The following is a 21,677-nucleotide window of genomic DNA, read 5'->3' on the forward strand; positions in this document are numbered from 1 at the left end:
GACGACCACTATATTTCTTTATAATTATTTTACAATCATATAGTTATATTAATAATTTGTTTATTATCCAGTTTTAGAGATATAGTAAAACCGCCTACACTTAGCAGAAAAAAAGCTAAAATCAAGAAAGTTTAATAAAATAAAGAATAATGACACTTCTTCACGCTTTCTACATATTTGCCTGCTAAATTTAACTTGCACACAAAGTAGCCACACAGCTATAAATATTGGACATAAAATTAATGGAATTTTATCTTTTTTGTAAAAAATGTGACTTAGTTCTACTTTTTCATTAATATTTATGTTTGAATTGTATCATTAAAGCAATACTATATTCGCTTAGTTAGTCTTGTAGACTCGAAATCATGTAGGGGCGTAGCAATGCGAGCATTAAAATTGAAAAAAACATTATGCTTAAGTTTATTTTTGGTATGTTCAGTCCAGTTCGGGCATGCAGCTGCAATTAAAGAAAGCAGTAACATAAAAACGATTGATAAATCGACCTCATCCTCACTTATTGGCAAGGCGCTGGATCAGCAAAAACGAAACACCAGCATGATTCCATCGACAGATGATGAATTGAAAATGTTGAACACCATCCGCACCACGCCAACACAGAATTTCTTTGCAACGCAGAACCAGCGTTTTTCACGTTTTGTGCAGAGCCTGTTCCAGCAGCAAAATTCCTGATTTTTTAAATATGTAGTCCCCTTGCATGTTTAAATGGGCCTAGTCATGTCGTGACTAGGCTTTTTCGTTATAATAGTGCCAATTTTATTTTAAAAAACCCATTCCCCTATGAAAGTTCGTACCCGTATTGCTCCTTCTCCTACAGGCTTTCCGCATGTAGGCACTGCCTATATTGCCCTGTTCAACCTGTGTTTTGCCAAACAGCATGGTGGTGAGTTCATTCTCCGTATTGAAGATACCGACCAGCTTCGCTCAACACCCGAATCTGAAAAGATGATTCTGGACTCTTTGCGCTGGCTGGGTCTGAACTGGTCGGAAGGTCCTGATGTTGGTGGGCCGCATGCGCCTTATCGCCAGTCGGAACGGATGGGAATCTATAAGCAGTATGCTCTGGAATTGGTTGAAAAAGGTCATGCTTTCTACTGTTTTGCAACCGCGGAAGAACTTGACCAGATGCGTGCTGAACAGCAGGCGCGTGGCGAAACACCAAAATATGATGGTCGTGGGCTAAAATTATCACAGCAAGAAGTGGAACGTCGTCTTGCTGCGGGCGAGCCCCATGTGATCCGCATGAAAGTCCCTGAAGAGGGTGTATGTAAGATCAATGACCTGTTGCGTGGTGAAGTGGAGATTCCGTGGGCACAGGTGGACATGCAGGTACTATTAAAAACTGATGGCTTGCCGACCTACCATCTTGCCAATGTGGTTGACGATCACCTGATGGAAATCACCCATGTATTGCGTGGCGAGGAATGGCTGCCTTCTGCACCAAAGCACCAGTTGCTGTATCAATATTTTGGCTGGGACATGCCAACCCTGTGCCATATGCCTTTATTGCGTAACCCAGACAAATCAAAATTGTCTAAACGCAAAAATCCAACCTCAATCAACTATTATCGCGACATCGGCGTGTTACCAGAAGCCCTGCTCAACTATTTAGGCCGTATGGGCTGGTCAATGCCAGATGAGCGTGAGGTGTTCACCTTAGAGGAAATGGTGGAAAACTTTGATGTACAGCGTGTTTCTCTGGGTGGTCCAATCTTTGATGTTGAAAAACTCAACTGGCTGAATGGTCAATGGATCAAGGCACTGACTCCTGGACAATTGCTGGACCGTTTACTGGCATGGAAAAATGACCGTCAAACGCTGGAAGATATTGCCGCCGCCATTCAGCCACGTATTAACCTGTTGTCTGAAGCGGTAAACTGGGCAGGTTTCTATTTCAACCACATGCCTCAAATCAGCAAGGAACAGTTTGAAAGCAAGAAATTGACTGAAGAACAGGTTCGCCAAAGTCTACAGTTTGCCATTTGGCGTCTGGAAAGCCAGTTCACCTGGAACAATGACACAGTCAGCCAGACACTGATGGATTTGGCAAACCAGATGGAAGTGAAGCTGCGTGACTTCATGCCTGCATTCTTTATTGCGATTGCAGGCTCAACCAGCTCCACGCCTGTCATGCAATCCATGGTGACCATTGGGCCTGACCTGACCTTTGCCCGTCTACGCCATGCGCTTGAGATTGTTGGTTCTCCAAGCAAGAAGGAACTGAAAGTTTGGGAAAAGTTGAATGAAACGCTGAAATTGCCGAAAAATGATGCAAACAGTGAAAATTAATTCAATCTAATCATTGACGTGTGATGGCAATCCTCCTAAGATTGCTGTCACACATACTGGGGTCATAGCTCAGTTGGTAGAGCGCTACAATGGCATTGTAGAGGTCAGCGGTTCGATCCCGCTTGACTCCACCAAGTTTTTTATGTGTATGTTTCATCTGCGCTATGCAGATAAATGACTGCCTCATCTGTCCCTATCGTCTAGAGGCCTAGGACATCGCCCTTTCACGGCGGTAACCGGGGTTCGAATCCCCGTAGGGACGCCATATTCTGTTTATCCAATAATTATACTTTTCTCTCAATCTTTCCATTATTCAGATTGCACATTTCCGAATTTTCCATAAAATAGCCGCTTCTCCATGCTTGGACAAATTGTGCTATGCAATCTTCCAACTCAAATGCGAATTCAGAAACCAAGGCACTGAAACGTGCGATGAGTACCCGCCATTTGGTCATGCTTTCTTTAGGTGGTGCAATTGGTACAGGCCTGTTTCTTGGTTCTGGTGAAGTCATCGCCCAAACAGGTCCAGTTGGTGCCATCATTGCCTATATTTTAGGTGGCCTGATCGCCTATATGGTCATGCTCTGTCTAGGTGAACTGGCGGTACACATGCCTGTGGCGGGTTCATTTGGTGCATACGCGCAAAAATACATTGGTCCAGGTACGGGATACATGATTTCCTGGGTCTACTGGCTGACATGGACCGCAACCCTGGGGACCGAATTTACGGCCGCGGCCTTGCTGATGCAGGAATGGTTTCCACATATTTCCATGTGGATCTGGACCATTATCTTTGCCATCACCATTTTTGCATTGAACCTCAGCTCAACCCGTATTTTTGCTGAATCTGAATTTTGGCTGGCACTGGTTAAAGTGGTGACTGTGGTTGCCTTTATTATCCTGGGTTTGCTGGCAATTTTCGGCCTGATTCCTTTCCACGGCGCCGAGTCTGCCCCCCTATTCCATAACCTTACTGCACAAGGCTGGTTTCCTCAGGGGATGGTTCCAATTTTCACCACCATGCTGATTGTAAACTTTGCCTTTTCAGGTACTGAACTGATTGGAGTGGCAGCAGGTGAAACCAAAGACCCTGCGGTGAATGTGCCAAAAGCCATCAACGCCGCAATCTGGCGATTACTGATTTTCTTTGTCGGCACCATCGTGGTGATTAGTGCCTTATTGCCATTTCAGGTTGCAGGCCTGGGTGGTGAGGGTGTAAGCAACAGTCCTTTTGTGACTGTGTTTAACTACATTGGTATTCCTTATGCCGATGACATTATCCGTTTCGTGATTATTACCGCACTGTTGTCTGCCGCCAACTCTGGTCTGTATGCGGCATCACGGATGATGTGGTCATTGTCCGCGCAACGCCAGCTTCCACAAGTGTTCTCGCGTCTGTCGAGCAGTGGCACACCTGTGATTGCACTGGTGGTCACCATGTTTGGTGCAATTCCAGGACTGTTATCAGAGCATTTTGCCCCTGAAACCATTTTTAAGAATTTACTCGGTATTGCCGCTTTTACTATGGTGATTGTGTGGATGAGCATCTGCTGGAGCCAGTTCAACTTTAGACGTGCATGGTACAAGGCGGGTCACTCCGCAAAAGACCTCAAGTTTGCTGCGCCACTTTATCCGATTGTTCCGATTCTGGGTTTTGTCTTCTGCTTTATTACAGGTTTAAGTATGGCGGCAGATCCTGAAATGCAGGCTGGCTTTGTTGGCTGTTTACTGTTTATCGCAGTCTGTTATCTCAGCCATTACATTTTCTATCGTAACCGTACATAAAATCGACTCAATAAAAATGCACTTGCACTTCGCCAAAGCTTCAATCGCTTTGGCTTGCTTAAGCTGCATTTTTTATCTCCATAAAAAAGTGATTTGGCTGAAGCAACTAACCTTAAAACCATTTTTGCTTATTTATTCCGCACAACGCTTTATTTTTAGACACTTATCAAGTTTTTATGGATTTTCCTGAGAAAAGTGTTTGACACCCTATGCAATTCAACCTAATATACGCCCACCTCTGAAACGTCCCTATCGTCTAGAGGCCTAGGACATCGCCCTTTCACGGCGGTAACCGGGGTTCGAATCCCCGTAGGGACGCCAATTTATTTAAATAAATTAATCAGATGTATGCCTCAATAAGTCCCTATCGTCTAGAGGCCTAGGACATCGCCCTTTCACGGCGGTAACCGGGGTTCGAATCCCCGTAGGGACGCCAGATTCTAAAAAAGCCACTGCATTGACAGTGGCTTTTTTTATTGAACATATGCAATTTACAGGGCGTATACAATACGCCCCTACCCTAATCTGTTCCGATACCAACCTGTACTTCCAGCCGTCCTGACTGTACCCGTAAGCCACGAATCTCAAACTGGTCCACCAGTTGCTGTACCAGCTCACGGCTTTCCTGCAAAATGTTCAAGCCAGGCAGGATGCTAAAATCAGACAGGCTGAGCAGCTTATCAACCATCCATGAACGATTGTTAATAAAATCAATAAAGCCCGCTTCCTCAAGGTCGATATACCAAATGCGGTGCCCCTCTTTCTGGATGCCTGGCACATCACGGATCAGGTGATTAATTAAAAAAGGAATGGGCAAGGAATTAATGACTTCAAAGCTGACATTACCCACCCGACGTGCCGCCCAGTTGGTTAGCGTGCCACCATGACGGATTTGCAGGTCCAGATGCTCATCAATTTGGCGTAAACGCAGATATTTTTCCTGACCAATTCGACATTCCAGCACATTGAACTCAAGCGAAAGACGGTAGAGAAAACGACGGTAATGCCCGTCCAGTTCAATGTGAAAGCGGTCATTGCCACATTCCACCTTAATGTCATCAATTTCCGCCCGATTGATGCGTTTACGCAATTGGCTGTTCAATAACATTTCAGGCAAATACAGGGTAATTGTACCTTTACCCAGAGATGCCCTCGCCATTGCCAGTGCAACCTGACGTGCCGCCTCGCTGGTTTCGGAAACCATGTCACGCACGGAATTGCGCATCCCCTCCACTCCCCGTTTGGTCTGGTGGGTCACATGATCCAGGGCATCCAGTGCGGCATCCGCAACACCTGCAATATTACGGGATGTGTCCGTGGCAAATTCAACCGCATCCTGCGCATGTTGCAGGGTTTTGTTGATCAGCCGACGTGACAGTGATGGTTTTTCACCCGATTCATCTGAGTCTGCTGGCATAATATCAAACATTGCCTTTTTATCATCTTGTCGATTCAAGATGTTCTCCCTCTTCCCTTTCTTACTGGCCCATTTCTATGGGCTACACTCTACTTAAACTTATTCAACGTTTTTTTCTAGATTAGCATGCAACGCATGGCAAATTGCGTCTTTTTGTTGCGTAACTTCAAATTATTTAATGCGTCAGACATACAATCCCTAATAAAAAAACGTTACTTTTCATCTTCTTTGATGGATGTGGTTTCAGGCTGCTCTGGTCGTACCCACACCTGTTCCAGACGGATGGTTTTATACTTGTCCAAAGCCTGCTCGAGTAATTCAATCTTTCTTTCCACACCCTCAAGATGGAAATGAACAATTTCCCTCAGCGCCACCCATGCAGCCTGCATCCTGTCAAAATCATTGCCCTTTTCCAGTTTTTGCTGCATCCAGTTAAACAGGTCCTGAGCCCGCTGCTGCTGTTCAAACTGATAGGCAAATAGCCCGCTTGTCAGCCCAGCCTCAACCGTCTGCTCACGCAACAAACGCAGCATGTGTTGCAATCGTTTGCTTTGTTGCTCAAGGTAGACCTTTAAAATATCCTGATGGAACCATTGGGCAAATGCAGTCATTTCTGCAACCACCACATCCCGCTGGTCATATAAGGCCGTTCTTTCAGGATGGTGTTTATCCAGACGAATATCGCCTAGATAGGCCATTAAGCCTTGCTCCAGAATGGTCTGGATTGAACCCAAGTTTAAAGTGGTTTCATCCAATGCCTTTGTATTGGTCAGCGTTGTTGTCAATTGCTCAGGTTGGTCCAATAATTTCAAAATATCAGGGTTGGCCTGAACAGCAAGCCATAAACACCCAAGTTGTTGTTCAGCATTATCCTGTGTGATTGCCAAATCATTTTCAGGGTTTAAAATACGTTTTAACGCTGCCTGCATGTTATTTGAATGAACCAGGCTCGCAAGAATGGTCTGATCTATTAAAAGCTGGGGCGCGCTGGCAATCACATCCTGACTATAAGGAAGATGCAACTCTCTTCCACCCAGTATTCCTCCCAAGGATTTCCCCAGTGAATTTAAACCACGTCCGACATCCGCCAAGATATTGGTTTCAGTTGCCCGTGTCTGCAAGATGTTGGCGGGTAACAACAGGCTCACTGCCCGCTGCAACAGCATGGCATGGGTTTTCTGGTCAATCGGTTTACCATATTGGTTTAACAACTCAACTGCATATTCCACATCACTCAGTTGTGGCTTATATTCAGGCTGGTTCCGCTTAAGCAGGCAGTCGATATAGCCATAAAAGGCAACTTCACTGCGCTGGATGGATTGCTGCGCTGCCCATTCATATTGTGTGATGGCCTGCGCATATTGCCCTGCACCTGCATAGGACTTCGCCAGTGCCACCGCATGCTGGGCACTTGGATATTGCTGCTGAAAATGATGAAGCAAATCCAGTTTAGGCTGCTGGTCCAGACATGGGTCGAGTTGACGCAAATAGATGTTGATTTGCTGCTGAGTCGGTTGTGGCGTAATGAAGTTCAATCGATACATCAGGCATTGTTCATACCAGGCATGTTTTCTGGCATGGGTTTCATAGGCAGGAATAAACTCATCTTCAACCAATTGAATCAGCTGTGTTGAATACAGGATGTCCTCTTCCGTCTCATGCCTGAATTTCCACTCTTTTGGCAAAGACATCTTAAAGAGCCGTAAAAAGAAATTGGCACTGAGATCAGGACTTTCCATACTGACCAGCATCAACTTGTCCTGAGTGGAAAGATGTTCCTTTCCCTTTTCAATCCGAGACAAACGCAATTTTAGAATTTTGGTGGATAACATGCGTTTCCTTTCACAACCGTAAATAAACCCTAGAATAAAACTATCATGACTGATTGTAGTTTTGCGAACAGGTTTAGACGAGCTGTATATAGACCTTTGGCTTAACTCCAGCGCTGATTCGAAGCAGTTAAAAGTACAAAACAAGTAAAATTATGTATTTGAATAATTCAGGATTTTAGCTTTTGCATAATTTTCGCTAAAATAGCCAAAACACTATAGGAATCCTCTATGCAATACCGTTGCCCTAAATGTCAAAGCGTGAAAATTATGCCTGTCAGTCAGGGTGCCAACAGCCCTCGTCCCAACGTGCCAAAAAGCCTGGTGCTTCTCGTTCCCGCCATTTTTATTTTACTGGTTTTGGTGCTGATCAGTGTTGGGATGTGGATTTTTGGTAATGGTGCAGGACAAACACTGCAAATCGCAACCGTTGCGGTATTTGGTGTTTGTGTGATTGCAGGTGTTCTGTTCTGGCGTGATCTGCCAGATTTTAAAATCTCCATGCAGGCCTTTATGCAGGCACAAAAGCACTGGAAATGCCGTGACTGCAATCATGAATGGCAGAATTAAACCACATAAAAGAAGTAGGTTTCACATCAGCTTAATGCTGATGTGAATGATCATGTTCATCATCTTCATCATGTTGATGGGTATGCTGGCAATTCATTTCTGCATCATCCTCAATTTGTAAGGTCACCTCGGCAATACCATGCTCGTGCGATAGCATCTCCGCTGCGGCATAATGCAGCTGTTTTCGGTCAGCATTTGGCGCGAACAGATGTACAGTCAGATGAATATTTTTTGAAGTGATCGCCCAGACTTTCAATTGATGGATACTTTCAACGCCATCCAGCGCCAGTAAGTCATTGCGCAGCTTTTCAATATCCACCTCTTCAGGCACACCCTCCAGCAAAATATTGATACTTTGCTTAAGCAGAATCCATGTTCTTGGCAACACCCAGAAACCAATCGCAACCGCAATAATCGTATCGACCCAATACCAATTGGTGAAATAGATGATAATTGCCCCAATAATGACCCCTACCGAACCCAAAGCATCGCTGAGTACCTCTAAATAGGCACCTTTTACATTCAGGCTGTCAGCAGCACTCGACATTAAAATCTTCATGGAGATCAGGTTAATCACCAATCCAATTGATGCAACAATCAGCATTCCTAGACTCTGAATTTCAGGTGGCTGGGTAAAACGCTGGTAGGCCTCATAAAGAATGTACATCGCCACAAAAAACAGCATAGAGGCATTAAACAATGCCGCCAGAATTTCAAAACGTTGATAGCCAAAAGTCCGTTTGTTGTCTGCTGGACGTTTGGCAATTTGAATCGCCGCCAATGCAATTGCCAGTGCTGCGGCATCGGTAAACATATGCGCGGCATCGGACAATAAAGCCAAGCTTTGCGTGATTAAACCAGCAATGACTTCAATCACTAAAAATGTGCTGGTGAGTATTAAGGCAATGGTAAGTTTTCTGGCATTACCCTCAGTCACCACTGCATGACTATGGTCATGCCCATGATGTCCACTCATGTTGGACTCCTTATATACAAAGCTCAAACTGCTTTTTAATTACACTATCTCAAATCATTAATGAATATGATTTATGAAGTGCAAATAATTGTCCTAAAATCTTTCTATCCTATATCTCTAGTACACATTTACTATCGTGGTGGCGGCATGGATGCCGCCCGTTGGACAGGGGTTACAGGGATGTACCCTCTGTCCAACAAAAGATTTTTGTTACTTTTCATCTTTGAAAAGTAAGGCAAAAACTTTATACACAGCACATTCAGAATTTCGATGACTTATGAAATATTGCTAGACTGAACAGCAGCTTTCTCATTCATCCAGCGATACACCACAGGCAAAATCACCAAGGTCAGTAAAGTCGATGAAATAATCCCACCAATCACCACCGTTGCCAATGGACGCTGTACTTCCGCGCCTGTACCTGTGGCAATCGCCATGGGAATAAAGCCCAGTGATGCCACAAAAGCAGTCATCAACACAGGGCGCAAGCGTAAAACTGCCCCCTGCCATGTGGCCGTGTGTATATCTAACTGCTCACGCAGTTCCTTGATAAAACTGAGCATTACCAAACCATTCAGCACCGCCACGCCTGAGAGTGCAATAAAACCGACGCCTGCCGACATCGACAATGGAATATCCCGCAACCACAGCGCAACCAGACCACCTGACAAGGCGAATGGCACCCCACTAAACACCAACAGGCTTTCCTTGAAGTTATGAAACACCGCCATCAGTAAAATGAAGATGGTGACCAAAGCCAATGGAATCACGATTTGCATTCGCGCAGCCGCTGAAGCGAGGTTCTCAAACTGTCCGCCATATTCCAGCCAATAACCTGCGGGTAATGGTTGCTGTTTCAGTGTTGCCTGTAGCTCCTGTACAAATGAACCCAGATCACGCCCCTCAACATTTGCGGTGACAATGACACGGCGTTTACCATTTTCACGCCCCACCTGACTCATGCCTGAAATGGTTTCCACCCTGGCAACATCCTGTAGCTGAATTAAACCGCCATTCGGCAATTGAATCGGCAGTTGTGCCAAATTCTGTGCCGTACGTTGTTCATCAGGCAAACGGATCTCAAAGTCAAAACGACGATCACCCTGTAGAATCTGTCCCACATTCTGCCCGCCAACACTGGCAGCGACCACATCCTGAATGGTTTTGACCGACAGGCCATATTGCGCCGCCAATGCATGATTGATATCCACATTCAGTACAGGCAAACCCGTGGTCTGCTCTACTTTCACTGCGGTTGCACCCGAAATTTTCTGTACCTTTTGCGCGATTGCCTGTGCCTGAGTATTCAGCACATCCATATCATCGCCAAAGACCTTGATCCCAACATCACTACGAACACCAGAAATCAGCTCATTAAAACGCAGCTCAATCGGCTGAGAAAATTCACTGTTATTGCCTGGAATGGTTTCCAGAAATTCCTGCATACGTGTACGCAGTTCATCTATGCTTTGTTTCGGGTTTTCCCATTGATCACGTGGTTTTAATAAAACCACCGCATCGGAAATATTTGGTGGCATCACATCGGTGGCAACCTCAGCAGTCCCCGTTCTGGCAAATACAGCCTTTACCTCTGAAAAATTCTTCAAAATCAGCTTTTCTGTATTTTCCTGCATGCGTAACGACTGTTCCAGACCTGTGCTTGGTGAACGCATTTGTTGTAGGGCAAAATCTCCCTCACTTAATTGTGGGGCAAATTCACTACCAATTTGTGTGGTCAATACACCCGTTAGGACCAGAATACTAATGGCTAAAGCCACCACCACCATTTTAAATTGATAAGCCCAATCAAGGATGTGCTGGTATTTGCGTTTTAAGGTCTGCATCCAGCGAGATTCTTTCTCTTTCACCTCACCTGTAATAAACAAGGCAACTGCCGCAGGCACAAAAGTCACAGACAGAATCATGGCACCGAGCAGCGCCATCACCACAGTCATCGCCATTGGATGGAACATTTTCGCTTCTACACCTGTCAGTGCAAAAATCGGCAAATACACCACCATAATAATGGCCTGACCAAACAGTAAGGGTTTTCGTGCCTGTTTTGCCGCAAGGAACACTTCTCTAAACCGTTCCTGCCGTGTTAATAAGCGTCCTGTATGATGCTGTGCCTCCGCCAACCGTCGAATACAGTTCTCCACAATCACCACCGCACCATCAACAATGATGCCGAAATCCAGCGCCCCCAGACTCATCAGGTTGGCACTGATATTTTGCTCAGCCATGCCCGTTAAGGTGAACAGCATCGACAGTGGAATCACACAGGCCGTAATCAAGGCTGCGCGGAAATTACCCAGAAAAATAAACAGGATCACGATCACCAGAATCGCACCTTCCACCAGATTTTTCTGAACGGTTTTGATGGCCTTATTGACCAGACTGGTACGGTCATACACCGTTTCAATCTCGACACCCGTTGGCAATGTCGATTGGATTTCCTTGACCTTGGCATCAACCGCCTGTGCAACAGTGCGGCTGTTTTCACCCATCATCATCATGGCAATGCCTAGTACAGTTTCCTCGCCATTATAGGTCGCCGCACCTGTACGCAAGTCATGTCCAATCGCAACCGAAGCCACATCGGCAACACGAATCGGCAGACCGTTCTTAACTGAGACCGTGATGTTCTGGATATCTTCAACAGTGCTGAGCATGCCAGGTACACGAACCGTGAGTTGCTGTCCATTTTCTTCAATAAAACCTGCGCCACGGTTTTCATTATTCTCTTGCAACGCAACCTGAAATTCTGTTAAAGAAATTTGCAGTTGCTGTAAACGTTTTAGGTCAGGTGAAACAATATAGGTTTTGTTGTAGCCGCCAATACTGTTGATCTCGGCAACACCCTTAACCCGTTGCAATTGCGGACGTACAATCCAGTCCTGAATTTCACGCAAGTCCATTGCACTATAAGGCGTTCCATCTTGCTTTTTTGCATCAGGCTTGGCTTTAATCACCCACTGGTAAATCTCGCCAAGCCCTGTGGAAATTGGCGACATCACGGGATCAACCGCATCAGGCAATTGCCCATCCGCTTCCTGCAAACGTTGATTAATCAACTGCCTTGCCCAGTAAATATCGGTGCCATCCTTAAAGATAATAGTGACTTGTGACAGACCATAACGAGAAATCGAACGGGTCTGTTCCAGATCAGGAATCCCTGCCATTGCTGTTTCAATCGGATAGGTAATCCGCTGTTCAACTTCTAATGCGGTATAGCCATTGGCTTGGGTATTAATCTGTACCTGGGTATTGGTGATATCAGGAACGGCATCAATCGGCAGTTTTTGATAGCTCCAAACACCAACAGCAATCCATGTCATAACAAACAGCATCACCCAGATGGCGTTGCTGATCGCAAACTGAATCAGCCGATCAAACAAACCTTCAGGTTTGGGGAGTTGAGAAGCATTAGTGTCCATGCTCGGCCTCTCCTTTCTCAAGCTCCGATTTCAACAAGAAACTGCCTGCTGCCACATAAGACTGCCCCTCACTGAGACCCTGAATAATTTCGACCCATTGTCCATCCCCTTGCTCTTTTGGAATGTGACGTTGACCGATCTGAACAGGGACAGCTTTAAAGTCAAAACCTTTGTTCTGGTTGGCTTGTGCAACAAAGACCACATCCTTGCCCTCAACCTGCTGAATGGCTTCCGCATTGACACGGATCACAGATGCTTTAGAGCCTGCCTGTAGTTCCACATTCACCATCAGGTTTGGACGTAATTCAGCCGCATTGGACAACACTTTGGCACGAACTTGTAATCGACCTGTTTGTGCATCGGCCTCCGTGGTTAAGCTCTGGACTTGGGCATTAAAAGTATTGCCTGTTTGTAGCGATTTAAAACGAATCTGCTGATTTGGCTGTACATTGATATTCGCCATGGTCGGCAATACAAATTCCAGCCACAACTGATCGAGCTGATCAATGGTAAATAATTGATCCGCAAGCTGAACATTCTCACCAATGACAATATCTTTATTGCTGATCACACCACTGATGGGTGCGGTTAAGGTATAACGACCATTTGAGCCAGAGCCTGCACCAAAAGCGGTAAGACGCGAACGGGCTGCCTGTACCTGAATTTGCGCCTGACGATAGGCATTGTAGGCACGTTGTTCGTCCTGCTTGGCAGAAATTCCTTGCGACCATAAGCGATGCTCACGCTCATAATCCTGTTTGGCCAAATCCAGATTGGTCTGGGCAATTTGTAAATTGGCCTGTTGATCCACCAAGTCTGGTACCAATAAGTGTGCCAAAGCCTGACCACGTTTCACTTGCTGACCCAACTCAACGTAGACCGATTCAACACGGCCTGCAAAGCTTGGAGAAACATGCGCCTGACGGTCGGTATTCACCACCAGTTTTGCAGGGAAAGTTTGAACCTGATTGACCTCGCCCAATGCTACCTGTGCCAGCTTCACACCATGTTGCTGCATCTGCTCAGTGGTTAAGCTGAGACTTTCCTCATCATGTTCTTCACCCTCGTCATGTTCATCTTTTTCATTTTCCTGATGCGCATGTCCCTGATCTGCATTTTCAGCCGTTTTATTTTTGCCACCCCACCATAATCCGCCAGATAATAATAAGGTCATGACTACAATCACTACAATCCAAAGCCACTGAGAACGTGTTTTTTGTTTGATATTCATGATTTTATTCTCCTAGCTGGCTTGGAAAAGCATTACTTTGTTGCCACATACGCTGATTGAGTTGCATCAAGGCATCTTTAGCTGTGATTTGTTCTGTTGCAAGTCCCATGCGTGCGCTTTGCACTTCAACACTAAGCTGCCATGCCTGTTTCAGTAGTTGCACCTTGCGCAAACGCACATCCTGTAATTGCACGGTGGCTTGCTGTACATCGGTCACTGCAAATTTGCCTAAACGGAAACCCTGCAAGGTTTTCTGTTGGACTTGAACGGCTAAAGGAATTTGCTGATCATTCAGTTGCTGGAACTGTGTTTGCAAGCCATTCAGCTCGGCCAGACGAACATCAATATCCATCTGGTTTTGTTGACGGTAGAAACGCTGCTGTTGCTGAATCAGGATTTGTTTGGCCTCAGCAATCTGAATCCCATATTTTTGTTTGTTGAAAATATTCAATGGAATTTCAACACCCAACCGCACTTGGTTTTCGCTGTTTTGATCTGCCGAACGGGTACGATTTACGCCAAAGGTCATGGTCGGCTGTGGACGTGCCTGTGCCTTGAGTTGCTGAATATGTGCCTGTTGGCGTTGGGTTTCCAACTGTAGACCACGTTCAAACACATTCTGGTTTTGCTCAATTGCAGGTTGAATCCGTGTTGCCTGTACCCACAGATCATTAACACTTGGCTCAATCACAAATGTATTGCGGTTTTCTCCCCACAGGCTAGCCAATTGCTTTTGCACCACTTGCAGTTGTAAATCCGCCTGTTGGTAAATGCGCTGGTTTTCCAGATGGGCAATTCGAATCCGATCCACATCCACCTGTGCAATACCGCCTGCCTGATAACGCTTTTCTGATGCCTCCAGATTTTGCTGACTGACCTGTAGCTGCTCGAGAATGACGGATTTTTCCAGTTGCAATAACGCCACCTGTGACCAGAGATACTGCACGATCAGTTCCAGTTCCGCATCATAGCGCTGCTGATCCAGATCAACTTGACTGGCTGAAAGCTTTGCAACTGCCTGCACCGCTTTACGCTGCCCAAACAGGTCCAACGGCTGGGAAATGCCAATTGCCAATTCCCGATCCTGATCACTTTGCAAACCCGTCTGTTCAATCGAGATACTGGGATTAGTCCAGAGACCACTTTGTTTTAGTTGAGCATTTGCCATCTGTTGCTGGGTTTGCCAACTGGCTTGCTGGTTCTGGTAGGTCCGAACCCGCACTAAAATTTGTTCAAAACTGCTAGTTCCCTGAACAACAGTTGAGGGTTGATTGACATCCAGCAAGGGCTTTGCCGTGATGGATGGACTGAGAACCACCGCTGATAAAGCGATAGCCAAAACTGAGTATCTTGATGACGATACAAGGACATGATGTTTAAGCGCATGCTTTTTGAGTGCATCAATACGCTGATTTAAATTTAAAGACATAGAAAGCCCCGCAAATAAATAAGGTTGCGGTGGGCTATTTTTCGGCTACCCCACCTATAGCGGGGTCAATACAGGAGGCGGATGGTGTCCAGTTAAATCAGGCGACTGATAGGAATTGAACCAGTGATATTGTGGTTGTAACTGCTTAATTTTGGGAATCGGTTGAAGTAGCTGTTGCTGTGCTTCAGTCACCACCACATGGAAACATGATGGCAAATGATCATGGTGATCTTGCAGGCTGACTGGCACTGAACCATTGGATGCAGTATGTTCAGTAGTATGCTGATGTGGTGGTGTGGTACAGGAAGAGGTATCGACCACATGATGCCCAAAGTGGTGCAGACCTTTCGACTGGCTAACCGTTTCATGGCCGCAAAAAGCCGCCGCCACATTCCAGAAACTCTGGAACATGAACAAACTCAGCAAGAGGGTCATCAATACGGCGGAACGGCGCACGCTTCATCAACTTTTCAAAATTTGCATCACTATAGCAACTAAGCACCATGTAATAAAATTACAAAAACAGAATTTATACCAATCATTGCTTCATCTTGAAACGGTATTATTTTTAACCAATTAAACAGTACAGCCAAAAATAATTTCCTTACAATTTTTATATCAAGCCAATGAAAAACAGGCATATATTAGAAAGATAGAACAATTATTTTTTGGGGTGGGAATCATGAATATTAGACAGTTGCTGCAACATCTCTTGCCTAAATACTTTACGCCTGCCTTGCAATTGTCAGATGCGCATCAGGAAATTGAGCGCGCTGAATTTTTTGAACATCTCGCCCATGAAACCCATCTGCATGAAAATGCCTATGTGGTGTCATCAAATGACCGCAATGCAATCTGGTACTTTCTGCGTGCCGCTTTGCGCGGTGATGCCAATGCCTCGTTTAAGCTTGGGGTCAGCTATCTGCATGGTGATCTGGGACTGGATAAAAACTATCAGAAAGCAGAAAAATGGCTGGAACGCGCTGCCAGTCAGGGGCATCCTGAAGCAAAAAGATATTTATCTCAGGCCTATAGTGAACTGGCATTTTAAAACCAGATTCAGGCAATAAAAAAACCAGCCCGAAAGCTGGTTTTTTTATATCAGGACTTAACCTGTAATTTTTTTGTACTTGGTACGTTTTTGAGCTGCATCATCACCTAGACGTGATTGGCGATAAGCTTCATATTCTGCATAGTTACCTGTGTAGAATTCTGGCTGTTCATTTTCAAATGACAGAATGTGCGTAGCAATACGGTCAAGGAACCAGCGGTCATGCGATACCACCATGACGGTACCAGGGAACACCAGAATGGCATCCTCAAGCGCACGCAGGGTTTCGATATCCAGGTCGTTCGATGGCTCATCCAGCAAGATGACGTTTGCGCCCATTTGCAGGATTTTCGCAAGTTGTAAACGGTTACGCTCACCACCAGACAATTCACCTACGCGTTTTTGCTGATCTTGGCCTTTAAAGTTAAAGCGACCAATATAAGCACGGGATGCGATTTCATAATCACCGATTTTTAAGATATCCAAACCACCAGAAACTTCTTCCCATACGGTTTTGTTATTATCCAGGGTGTCACGAATCTGACCAACATACGCAACTTTAACCGACTCACCCAAAGTCACAGTACCTGTATCAGGCTGCTGTTCGCCAGTCATCATACGGAATAAGGTGGTTTTACCTGCACCGTTTGGACCCACAATCCCGACAATCGCTGTAGGTGGTACAGTAAAGGTCAGGTTTTCGTACAATAGACGACCATCGAATGACTTGCTGATGCCTTCAACTTCCACAACCTTGTTGCCCAAACGTGGACCAGGTGGAATGTAAATTTCAGAGGTTTCATTACGCTGCTGGAATTCTTTAGAGTTCAACTCTTCAAAACGCTCCATACGCGCCTTGTTTTTCTTTTGCTGACCTTTGGCATTTGAACGAACCCATTCAAGTTCTTTTTTCAATGCCTTGGCAAAAGATTCTTCCTGCTTCTGTTCCTGCTCTAGACGAGCATTTTTTTGTTCCAGCCAAGAAGAATAGTTTCCTTGATAAGGAATCCCCATGCCACGGTCAAGTTCAAGAATCCACTCGGCCACGTTATCCAAGAAATAACGGTCATGCGTAATCGCAACGATGGTGCCAGGGAAATCTTTTAGGAAACGTTCTAACCAGGACACTGACTCTGCATCCAAATGGTTGGTCGGTTCGTCCAGCAATAGCATGTCTGGTTTAGACAACAGCAAACGGCAAAGTGCCACACGACGACGCTCACCACCTGAAAGCAAAGACACGTCAGCATCCCATGCAGGCAGGTTCAAGGCGTTTGCTGCAATTTCCAACTGGTTATCTAAATTATGTGCATCCCAAGTCTGGATAATCGCTTCCAGTTTTTCCTGTTCTTTGGCAAGCTTGTCAAAGTCAGCATCTGGGTCGGCATATTCAGCAAACACCTGGTCAAGGCGCTCTAAAGCATCCAGCGCTTCACGTACACCATCTTCAACGTTGCCACGAACATCCTTGCTTGGGTCAAGTGGCGGTTCCTGTTCCAGATAGCCGATCTTGATTCCTGGTTGTGCACGTGCTTCACCTGAGAAATCTTTGTCTACGCCAGCCATAATACGGAGCAGGGTCGATTTACCTGCACCGTTCAAACCAAGCACACCAATTTTTGCGCCTGGGAAAAATGATAAAGAGATGTCTTTCAGGATTTCGCGCTTAGGCGGAACCATTTTCGACACTCGGTTCATCGTATAAATATATTGGGCCACGCAGGACTCCTCAATTGAAAAACCAATACATCGCAAAAAAGCGAATAAAATAATCGGGCGTATTATACGCTGAAAACCCGATCAACTTGAAGTTAAGATAGGATTTGTTTGTCCCGAACAAAGGATTTTCTTTTTCAAGACATTGCAGAGCGGCAAGGACCTTGCCAGGAAAAATACAGGCACCGTTATCGTCATCTCATTTATATGAATAAAAATGCTAAAAATCGCATAATTTATGCACCATTTTGGATAGCTTTTAAGCTACACTCGATGATTATTTAACTCACGTAGATGATGTAACCATGACCTATAAAGATGAAACTTTAGCTATTCATGCAGGGTATTCACCAGAAGCCACCACCAAGGCTGTGGCTGTGCCAATCTATCAAACCACCTCGTATGCCTTTGATAACACACAGCATGGTGCAGACCTGTTTGACCTAAAGGTTCAGGGCAATATCTATACCCGTATCATGAACCCAACCACGGCGGTACTGGAGCAGCGGATCGCGGCACTAGAGGGTGGTATTGGAGCGCTTGCCTTGGCATCGGGCATGGCCGCGATTACCTATGCCATTCAGACCATTGCTGAAGCTGGGGACAACATTGCCTCGGTTTCAACCCTGTATGGCGGCACTTACAACCTATTTGCCCATACCTTGCCAAAACAGGGCATAGAGGTCCACTTCTTTGACTACCAGAATCCAGAAGCATTACGCTCCATTATTGATGATAAAACCAAGCTGGTGTTTGTTGAATCCATTGGTAATCCACTTGGCAATATCATTGATCTGGAAGCCATTGCCAAGATTGCACATGAATATGGTGTGCCTGTGATTGTGGACAATACCGTGGCGACACCTGCACTACTCAAACCATTTGAATTTGGTGCAGATATTGTGATCCATTCCCTCACCAAATATATTGGCGGTCATGGCAACAGCATCGGTGGTGTGATTGTCGACAGCGGCAAGTTCCCTTGGGGTCAGTATCCTGAACGCTTCAAGGCACTCAATACCCCTGATCCGAGCTATCACGGTGTCAACTATGTAGAGGCATTGGGTGCGGCCGCCTATATTGCCCGCGCCCGTGTGGTGCCTTTACGCAATACTGGAGCGGCCATTAGCCCACTCAGCGTATTTCTGATCTTGCAGGGACTGGAAACCCTCAACCTGCGAATGGAGCGCCATACTGAAAATGCCATCAAAATTGCTGAATACTTAAAACAGCATCCAAAAGTGAAATGGGTCAATTATGCAGGTCTGAAAGACCATCCACAGCATGATTTGGCACAAAAATATGTGAAAGGGAAACCATCTGCCATCCTTTCCTTTGGGGTACAGGATGGCCTTGAGGGCGGCACCCGCTTTATTGATGCATTACAACTGTTTACACGTCTGGTGAATATTGGGGATGCCAAAAGTCTGGCCTGCCACCCAGCAACCACCACCCACCGTCAGCTCAATGCAGAGGAACTAAAATCTGCGGGGGTCAGTGAGGACCTGGTCCGCTTATCCATTGGCATTGAGCATGTTGACGACCTGATTGCTGACCTAGAACAGGCCCTTGCCCAGGTTTGATTTCAACTAAAACCGTATAGCCCCTTTTTAGGGGCTATTTTTTATGCAGCAACCCAAAAATATAATATCTTTTTCAACTATTACAATATCTTGTTTTAGAGTTTTTACTCTAAAAAAATTATTATTTTTCAACAATTTACACTAGACAAACAAAAAATATCGGTTAATATACATACAAAATAAAGTGCAGTGCTAATCGCAACCTGGATGGCAATGCAAACAACAGCTTGATTAATGTAGGACACGTACATGAACGCAAAACTTAAAAAACTTTTTCAGCAAAAAGTCGACGGTAAAACAATCATTGTCACTGGTGCATCGAGTGGTATTGGTTTAACGGTTTCAAAATATCTTGCTCAAGCTGGCGCTCATGTGTTGTTGCTTGCACGTACCAAAGATAAACTGGATGAAGTCAAGGCGGAAATTGAGGCAGAGGGTGGCAAGGCATCGGTCTTTCCATGTGATCTCAACGATATGGAATCAATTGATGCCGTGTCAAAAGAAATTTTGGCAAGCGTAGATCACATTGATATCTTGATCAACAATGCAGGACGTTCAATTCGCCGTGCTGTACATGAATCTGTTGATCGTTTCCATGATTTCGAACGTACGATGCAACTTAACTACTTTGGTGCAGTGCGTTTAGTCCTTAACTTGTTGCCTCATATGATGCAGCGCAAGGATGGCCAGATCATCAACATCAGCTCAATCGGTGTACTTGCCAATGCAACCCGTTTCTCGGCTTATGTTGCGTCCAAGGCTGCGCTGGATGCGTTTAGCCGCTGTCTGTCTGCTGAAGTGCATTCACACAAGATTGCAATTACTTCAATTTATATGCCTTTAGTGCGTACCCCAATGATCGCACCAACCAAGATGTATAAATATGTTCCAACCTTATCACCTGAGGAAGCAGCAGATTTAATTGCGACTGCCATTGTGAAACGTCCAAAGAAAATTGCAACAAATCTAGGTCGCATTGCTTCAATTACTTATGCAGTTGCACCAGACATTAACAACATCCTGATGTCAATTGGCTTTAACTTATTCCCAAGTTCAACTGCCTCTATTGGTCAACAAGAGAAATTAACGATTGTACAGCGCGCCTATGCCCGCCTGTTCCCAGGTGAACACTGGTAATCTGTCCAGTCCAAACCTCAAGAAGCAGCGTATCAACAACGCTGCTTTTTTATTTGTCCAATTAGCCCCCCGCCCCCTGATTGATCCAGTCAGTTGTTTTGCGAATGGCGGCCTCCAGATGACCTGACTGCATATTCCAGCGTTGCCTAAACTGTTGCAATGCCTTTAGGTCAAGCTGTTCGGTTCTGAGGAAACTGAGCATTTCCCCCGACATCTCCAGCTTTTGGGCCAACCATCGCCATTTTAAGATGATTTTTAATAGCCCGATTGGCACATACTGGGTGGGAGCTGAAACGCCAAGCTGATCGGCAATAATTTGAACCAGTTGACACATTGGAATATGTTGTTCAGCTGCCACCAGTAAAGCCTGATTGCATAATTCGGCATCTGTGGCGGCATTCAGCATGATCCGACATAAGTCATCGACTCTGACCAGAGGCAGGTAATGCTGGGGTGTCGCAGGAATCGCACTCATTTTTTTACGCTTTAGCAGGTCAACCATCTGGGCAATCGGCTGGTTCATGGGAATCTCACCTGTCAGTTCATCTCCCACCACTGTTGCGGGATGAATGATGGTCCAGTCTACAGCCAGTTTTTGCGCCTGCTGAATCCATGCAAAATGTGCCTCAATCTTGGATGCCTCATAAGCACCTAAATGTTGATAAACAGCCTGCCAATCGGTCTTTTCTGGTTGATCAAGACACACACCCGCCTGATGTAAATGATCTTTTATGGTGAGCATATAACCCGACACATGCACAGCACGTTTTAGTGTGCAGTGCTGCTGAACACAGCGCAGTAAATTCAGTGCTCCCTCAACATTGACCGCGCGTGCCTGCTGCATACTGAGATTCCAGGCAAACAGTGCGCTGCTGTTGTACAGGGTGTTTACCACAGCCAACCTGTTCCAGTCCTGCCCACTGATTCCCAGATTTGGCTGGGTTACATCCCCCTGAATGAATGTCAGCCTATCCAGAGCAAGCTGTTTTTCACCCAGCCAGCTTTCCAGTATAGGCTGCTGCGCCGCCTGATTGCGGACCAGGGCAAAAACCTGATGTCCCTGTTTTAACAGCTCTGCGATCAGAAATCGCCCAACAAAGCCTGTTGCGCCTGCAACCAGGGCAAGCTGTTGCTGATCTGGTCTGGTTTGCTTATTTTCCATTTTTACATCCTATTTCTTGAATATAGGCATAGGCTAAAGGATGGAGT

At 45.5% G+C, this 21,677-nt stretch carries 16 protein-coding genes and 4 tRNA genes; 11 read left to right on the forward strand and 9 right to left on the reverse strand.

Features of this window, described 5'->3' with window-relative positions; translation table 11 throughout:
* The first annotated feature begins 381 nt into the window (after nt 1-381).
* The 7 genes from QTA56_RS09920 (at nt 382) to QTA56_RS09950 (ending at nt 4,528) form a co-directional block, all read left to right on the forward strand.
* A complete protein-coding gene (locus tag QTA56_RS09920) occupies nt 382-690 on the forward strand; it encodes a DUF4179 domain-containing protein (RefSeq protein WP_267980802.1) in 309 nt (102 codons plus the stop codon).
* Nucleotides 691-798: 108 nt separating this feature from the next.
* Nucleotides 799-2,307, forward strand: a complete 1,509-nt coding sequence (gene gltX, locus QTA56_RS09925; protein WP_267980803.1) for a glutamate--tRNA ligase — start codon at nt 799-801, stop codon at nt 2,305-2,307.
* Between the two features lie 58 nt (nt 2,308-2,365).
* Nucleotides 2,366-2,441, forward strand: a tRNA-Ala gene (locus QTA56_RS09930).
* Nucleotides 2,442-2,496: 55 nt separating this feature from the next.
* A tRNA-Glu gene (locus QTA56_RS09935) sits at nt 2,497-2,572 on the forward strand.
* 113 nt (nt 2,573-2,685) lie between these two features.
* Nucleotides 2,686-4,092, forward strand: a complete 1,407-nt coding sequence (locus tag QTA56_RS09940; protein WP_267980804.1) for an amino acid permease — start codon at nt 2,686-2,688, stop codon at nt 4,090-4,092.
* 245 nt (nt 4,093-4,337) lie between these two features.
* Nucleotides 4,338-4,413 (forward strand) — tRNA-Glu (locus QTA56_RS09945).
* Between the two features lie 39 nt (nt 4,414-4,452).
* Nucleotides 4,453-4,528: transfer RNA gene (locus tag QTA56_RS09950), tRNA-Glu, on the forward strand.
* 84 nt (nt 4,529-4,612) lie between these two features.
* On the opposite strand, the gene QTA56_RS09955 is transcribed toward QTA56_RS09950, so the two are convergent.
* Nucleotides 4,613-5,548 (reverse strand): hypothetical protein, encoded by a 936-nt coding sequence (locus QTA56_RS09955; RefSeq protein WP_411956093.1) that lies wholly within the window; start codon nt 5,546-5,548, stop codon nt 4,613-4,615.
* Between the two features lie 173 nt (nt 5,549-5,721).
* Nucleotides 5,722-7,341 (reverse strand): hypothetical protein, encoded by a 1,620-nt coding sequence (locus QTA56_RS09960; protein ID WP_267980805.1) that lies wholly within the window; start codon nt 7,339-7,341, stop codon nt 5,722-5,724.
* A gap of 228 nt (nt 7,342-7,569) precedes the next feature.
* On the opposite strand from QTA56_RS09960, the gene QTA56_RS09965 reads away from it, so the two are divergent.
* Nucleotides 7,570-7,908 (forward strand): zinc-ribbon domain-containing protein, encoded by a 339-nt coding sequence (locus tag QTA56_RS09965; protein ID WP_005156642.1) that lies wholly within the window; start codon nt 7,570-7,572, stop codon nt 7,906-7,908.
* Between the two features lie 31 nt (nt 7,909-7,939).
* Here QTA56_RS09965 and QTA56_RS09970 read toward each other — a convergent pair whose 3' ends face one another.
* From QTA56_RS09970 to QTA56_RS09990, 5 genes are all read right to left on the reverse strand, one after another.
* Nucleotides 7,940-8,884, reverse strand: a complete 945-nt coding sequence (locus QTA56_RS09970; protein ID WP_267980806.1) for a cation diffusion facilitator family transporter — start codon at nt 8,882-8,884, stop codon at nt 7,940-7,942.
* A 275-nt stretch (nt 8,885-9,159) separates the two neighbouring features.
* On the reverse strand, nt 9,160-12,321 hold the full coding sequence (locus QTA56_RS09975; protein ID WP_267980807.1) for an efflux RND transporter permease subunit: 3,162 nt from the start codon (nt 12,319-12,321) through the stop codon (nt 9,160-9,162).
* Nucleotides 12,311-13,552, reverse strand: a complete 1,242-nt coding sequence (locus QTA56_RS09980) for an efflux RND transporter periplasmic adaptor subunit (protein WP_267980808.1) — start codon at nt 13,550-13,552, stop codon at nt 12,311-12,313. Before QTA56_RS09980 ends, QTA56_RS09975 begins: the two co-directional genes overlap by 11 nt.
* Nucleotides 13,553-13,556: 4 nt before the next feature.
* On the reverse strand, nt 13,557-14,981 hold the full coding sequence (locus QTA56_RS09985; RefSeq protein WP_267980809.1) for a TolC family protein: 1,425 nt from the start codon (nt 14,979-14,981) through the stop codon (nt 13,557-13,559).
* A 54-nt stretch (nt 14,982-15,035) separates the two neighbouring features.
* Nucleotides 15,036-15,437 (reverse strand): cation efflux protein, CzcI-like, encoded by a 402-nt coding sequence (locus QTA56_RS09990; protein ID WP_267980810.1) that lies wholly within the window; start codon nt 15,435-15,437, stop codon nt 15,036-15,038.
* A gap of 226 nt (nt 15,438-15,663) precedes the next feature.
* Here QTA56_RS09990 and QTA56_RS09995 point away from each other — a divergent pair, with 226 nt between their 5' ends.
* Nucleotides 15,664-16,032 (forward strand): tetratricopeptide repeat protein, encoded by a 369-nt coding sequence (locus tag QTA56_RS09995; protein WP_267980811.1) that lies wholly within the window; start codon nt 15,664-15,666, stop codon nt 16,030-16,032.
* Between the two features lie 57 nt (nt 16,033-16,089).
* Here the strand turns inward: QTA56_RS09995 and ettA are convergent, their stop codons facing one another.
* Entirely contained in the window at nt 16,090-17,751 is a 1,662-nt protein-coding gene (gene ettA / locus QTA56_RS10000) for an energy-dependent translational throttle protein EttA (protein ID WP_267980812.1), read from the reverse strand.
* 302 nt (nt 17,752-18,053) lie between these two features.
* Between ettA and QTA56_RS10005 the strand changes: the two genes are divergently transcribed.
* Nucleotides 18,054-19,331, forward strand: a complete 1,278-nt coding sequence (locus QTA56_RS10005; RefSeq protein WP_267980813.1) for an O-acetylhomoserine aminocarboxypropyltransferase/cysteine synthase family protein — start codon at nt 18,054-18,056, stop codon at nt 19,329-19,331.
* Nucleotides 19,332-19,580: 249 nt separating this feature from the next.
* On the forward strand, nt 19,581-20,468 hold the full coding sequence (locus QTA56_RS10010; protein ID WP_267980814.1) for an SDR family NAD(P)-dependent oxidoreductase: 888 nt from the start codon (nt 19,581-19,583) through the stop codon (nt 20,466-20,468).
* A 61-nt stretch (nt 20,469-20,529) separates the two neighbouring features.
* Here QTA56_RS10010 and QTA56_RS10015 read toward each other — a convergent pair whose 3' ends face one another.
* Nucleotides 20,530-21,630, reverse strand: coding sequence for an SDR family oxidoreductase (locus tag QTA56_RS10015; protein WP_267980815.1), 1,101 nt, complete (start codon nt 21,628-21,630; stop codon nt 20,530-20,532).
* Nucleotides 21,631-21,677: the final 47 nt, after the last annotated feature.

Source organism: Acinetobacter thutiue (assembly GCF_030385805.1).
GTDB lineage: Bacteria > Pseudomonadota > Gammaproteobacteria > Pseudomonadales > Moraxellaceae > Acinetobacter > Acinetobacter corruptisaponis.

What these genes read in the sequence shown, in the direction of transcription:
- QTA56_RS09920 (WP_267980802.1), top strand. Translation starts at nt 382, where the DNA reads ATGCGAGCATTAAAATTGAAAAAAACATTATGCTTAAGTTTATTTTTG.
- QTA56_RS09940 (WP_267980804.1), top strand. Translation starts at nt 2,686, where the DNA reads ATGCAATCTTCCAACTCAAATGCGAATTCAGAAACCAAGGCACTGAAA.
- QTA56_RS10010 (WP_267980814.1), top strand. Translation starts at nt 19,581, where the DNA reads ATGAACGCAAAACTTAAAAAACTTTTTCAGCAAAAAGTCGACGGTAAA.
- gltX (WP_267980803.1), top strand. Translation starts at nt 799, where the DNA reads ATGAAAGTTCGTACCCGTATTGCTCCTTCTCCTACAGGCTTTCCGCAT.
- QTA56_RS09975 (WP_267980807.1), bottom strand. Translation starts at nt 12,321, where the DNA reads ATGGACACTAATGCTTCTCAACTCCCCAAACCTGAAGGTTTGTTTGAT.
- QTA56_RS10015 (WP_267980815.1), bottom strand. Translation starts at nt 21,630, where the DNA reads ATGGAAAATAAGCAAACCAGACCAGATCAGCAACAGCTTGCCCTGGTT.
- QTA56_RS09960 (WP_267980805.1), bottom strand. Translation starts at nt 7,341, where the DNA reads ATGTTATCCACCAAAATTCTAAAATTGCGTTTGTCTCGGATTGAAAAG.
- QTA56_RS09980 (WP_267980808.1), bottom strand. Translation starts at nt 13,552, where the DNA reads ATGAATATCAAACAAAAAACACGTTCTCAGTGGCTTTGGATTGTAGTG.
- QTA56_RS09995 (WP_267980811.1), top strand. Translation starts at nt 15,664, where the DNA reads ATGAATATTAGACAGTTGCTGCAACATCTCTTGCCTAAATACTTTACG.
- QTA56_RS10005 (WP_267980813.1), top strand. Translation starts at nt 18,054, where the DNA reads ATGACCTATAAAGATGAAACTTTAGCTATTCATGCAGGGTATTCACCA.
- QTA56_RS09985 (WP_267980809.1), bottom strand. Translation starts at nt 14,981, where the DNA reads ATGTCTTTAAATTTAAATCAGCGTATTGATGCACTCAAAAAGCATGCG.
- QTA56_RS09965 (WP_005156642.1), top strand. Translation starts at nt 7,570, where the DNA reads ATGCAATACCGTTGCCCTAAATGTCAAAGCGTGAAAATTATGCCTGTC.
- QTA56_RS09970 (WP_267980806.1), bottom strand. Translation starts at nt 8,884, where the DNA reads ATGAGTGGACATCATGGGCATGACCATAGTCATGCAGTGGTGACTGAG.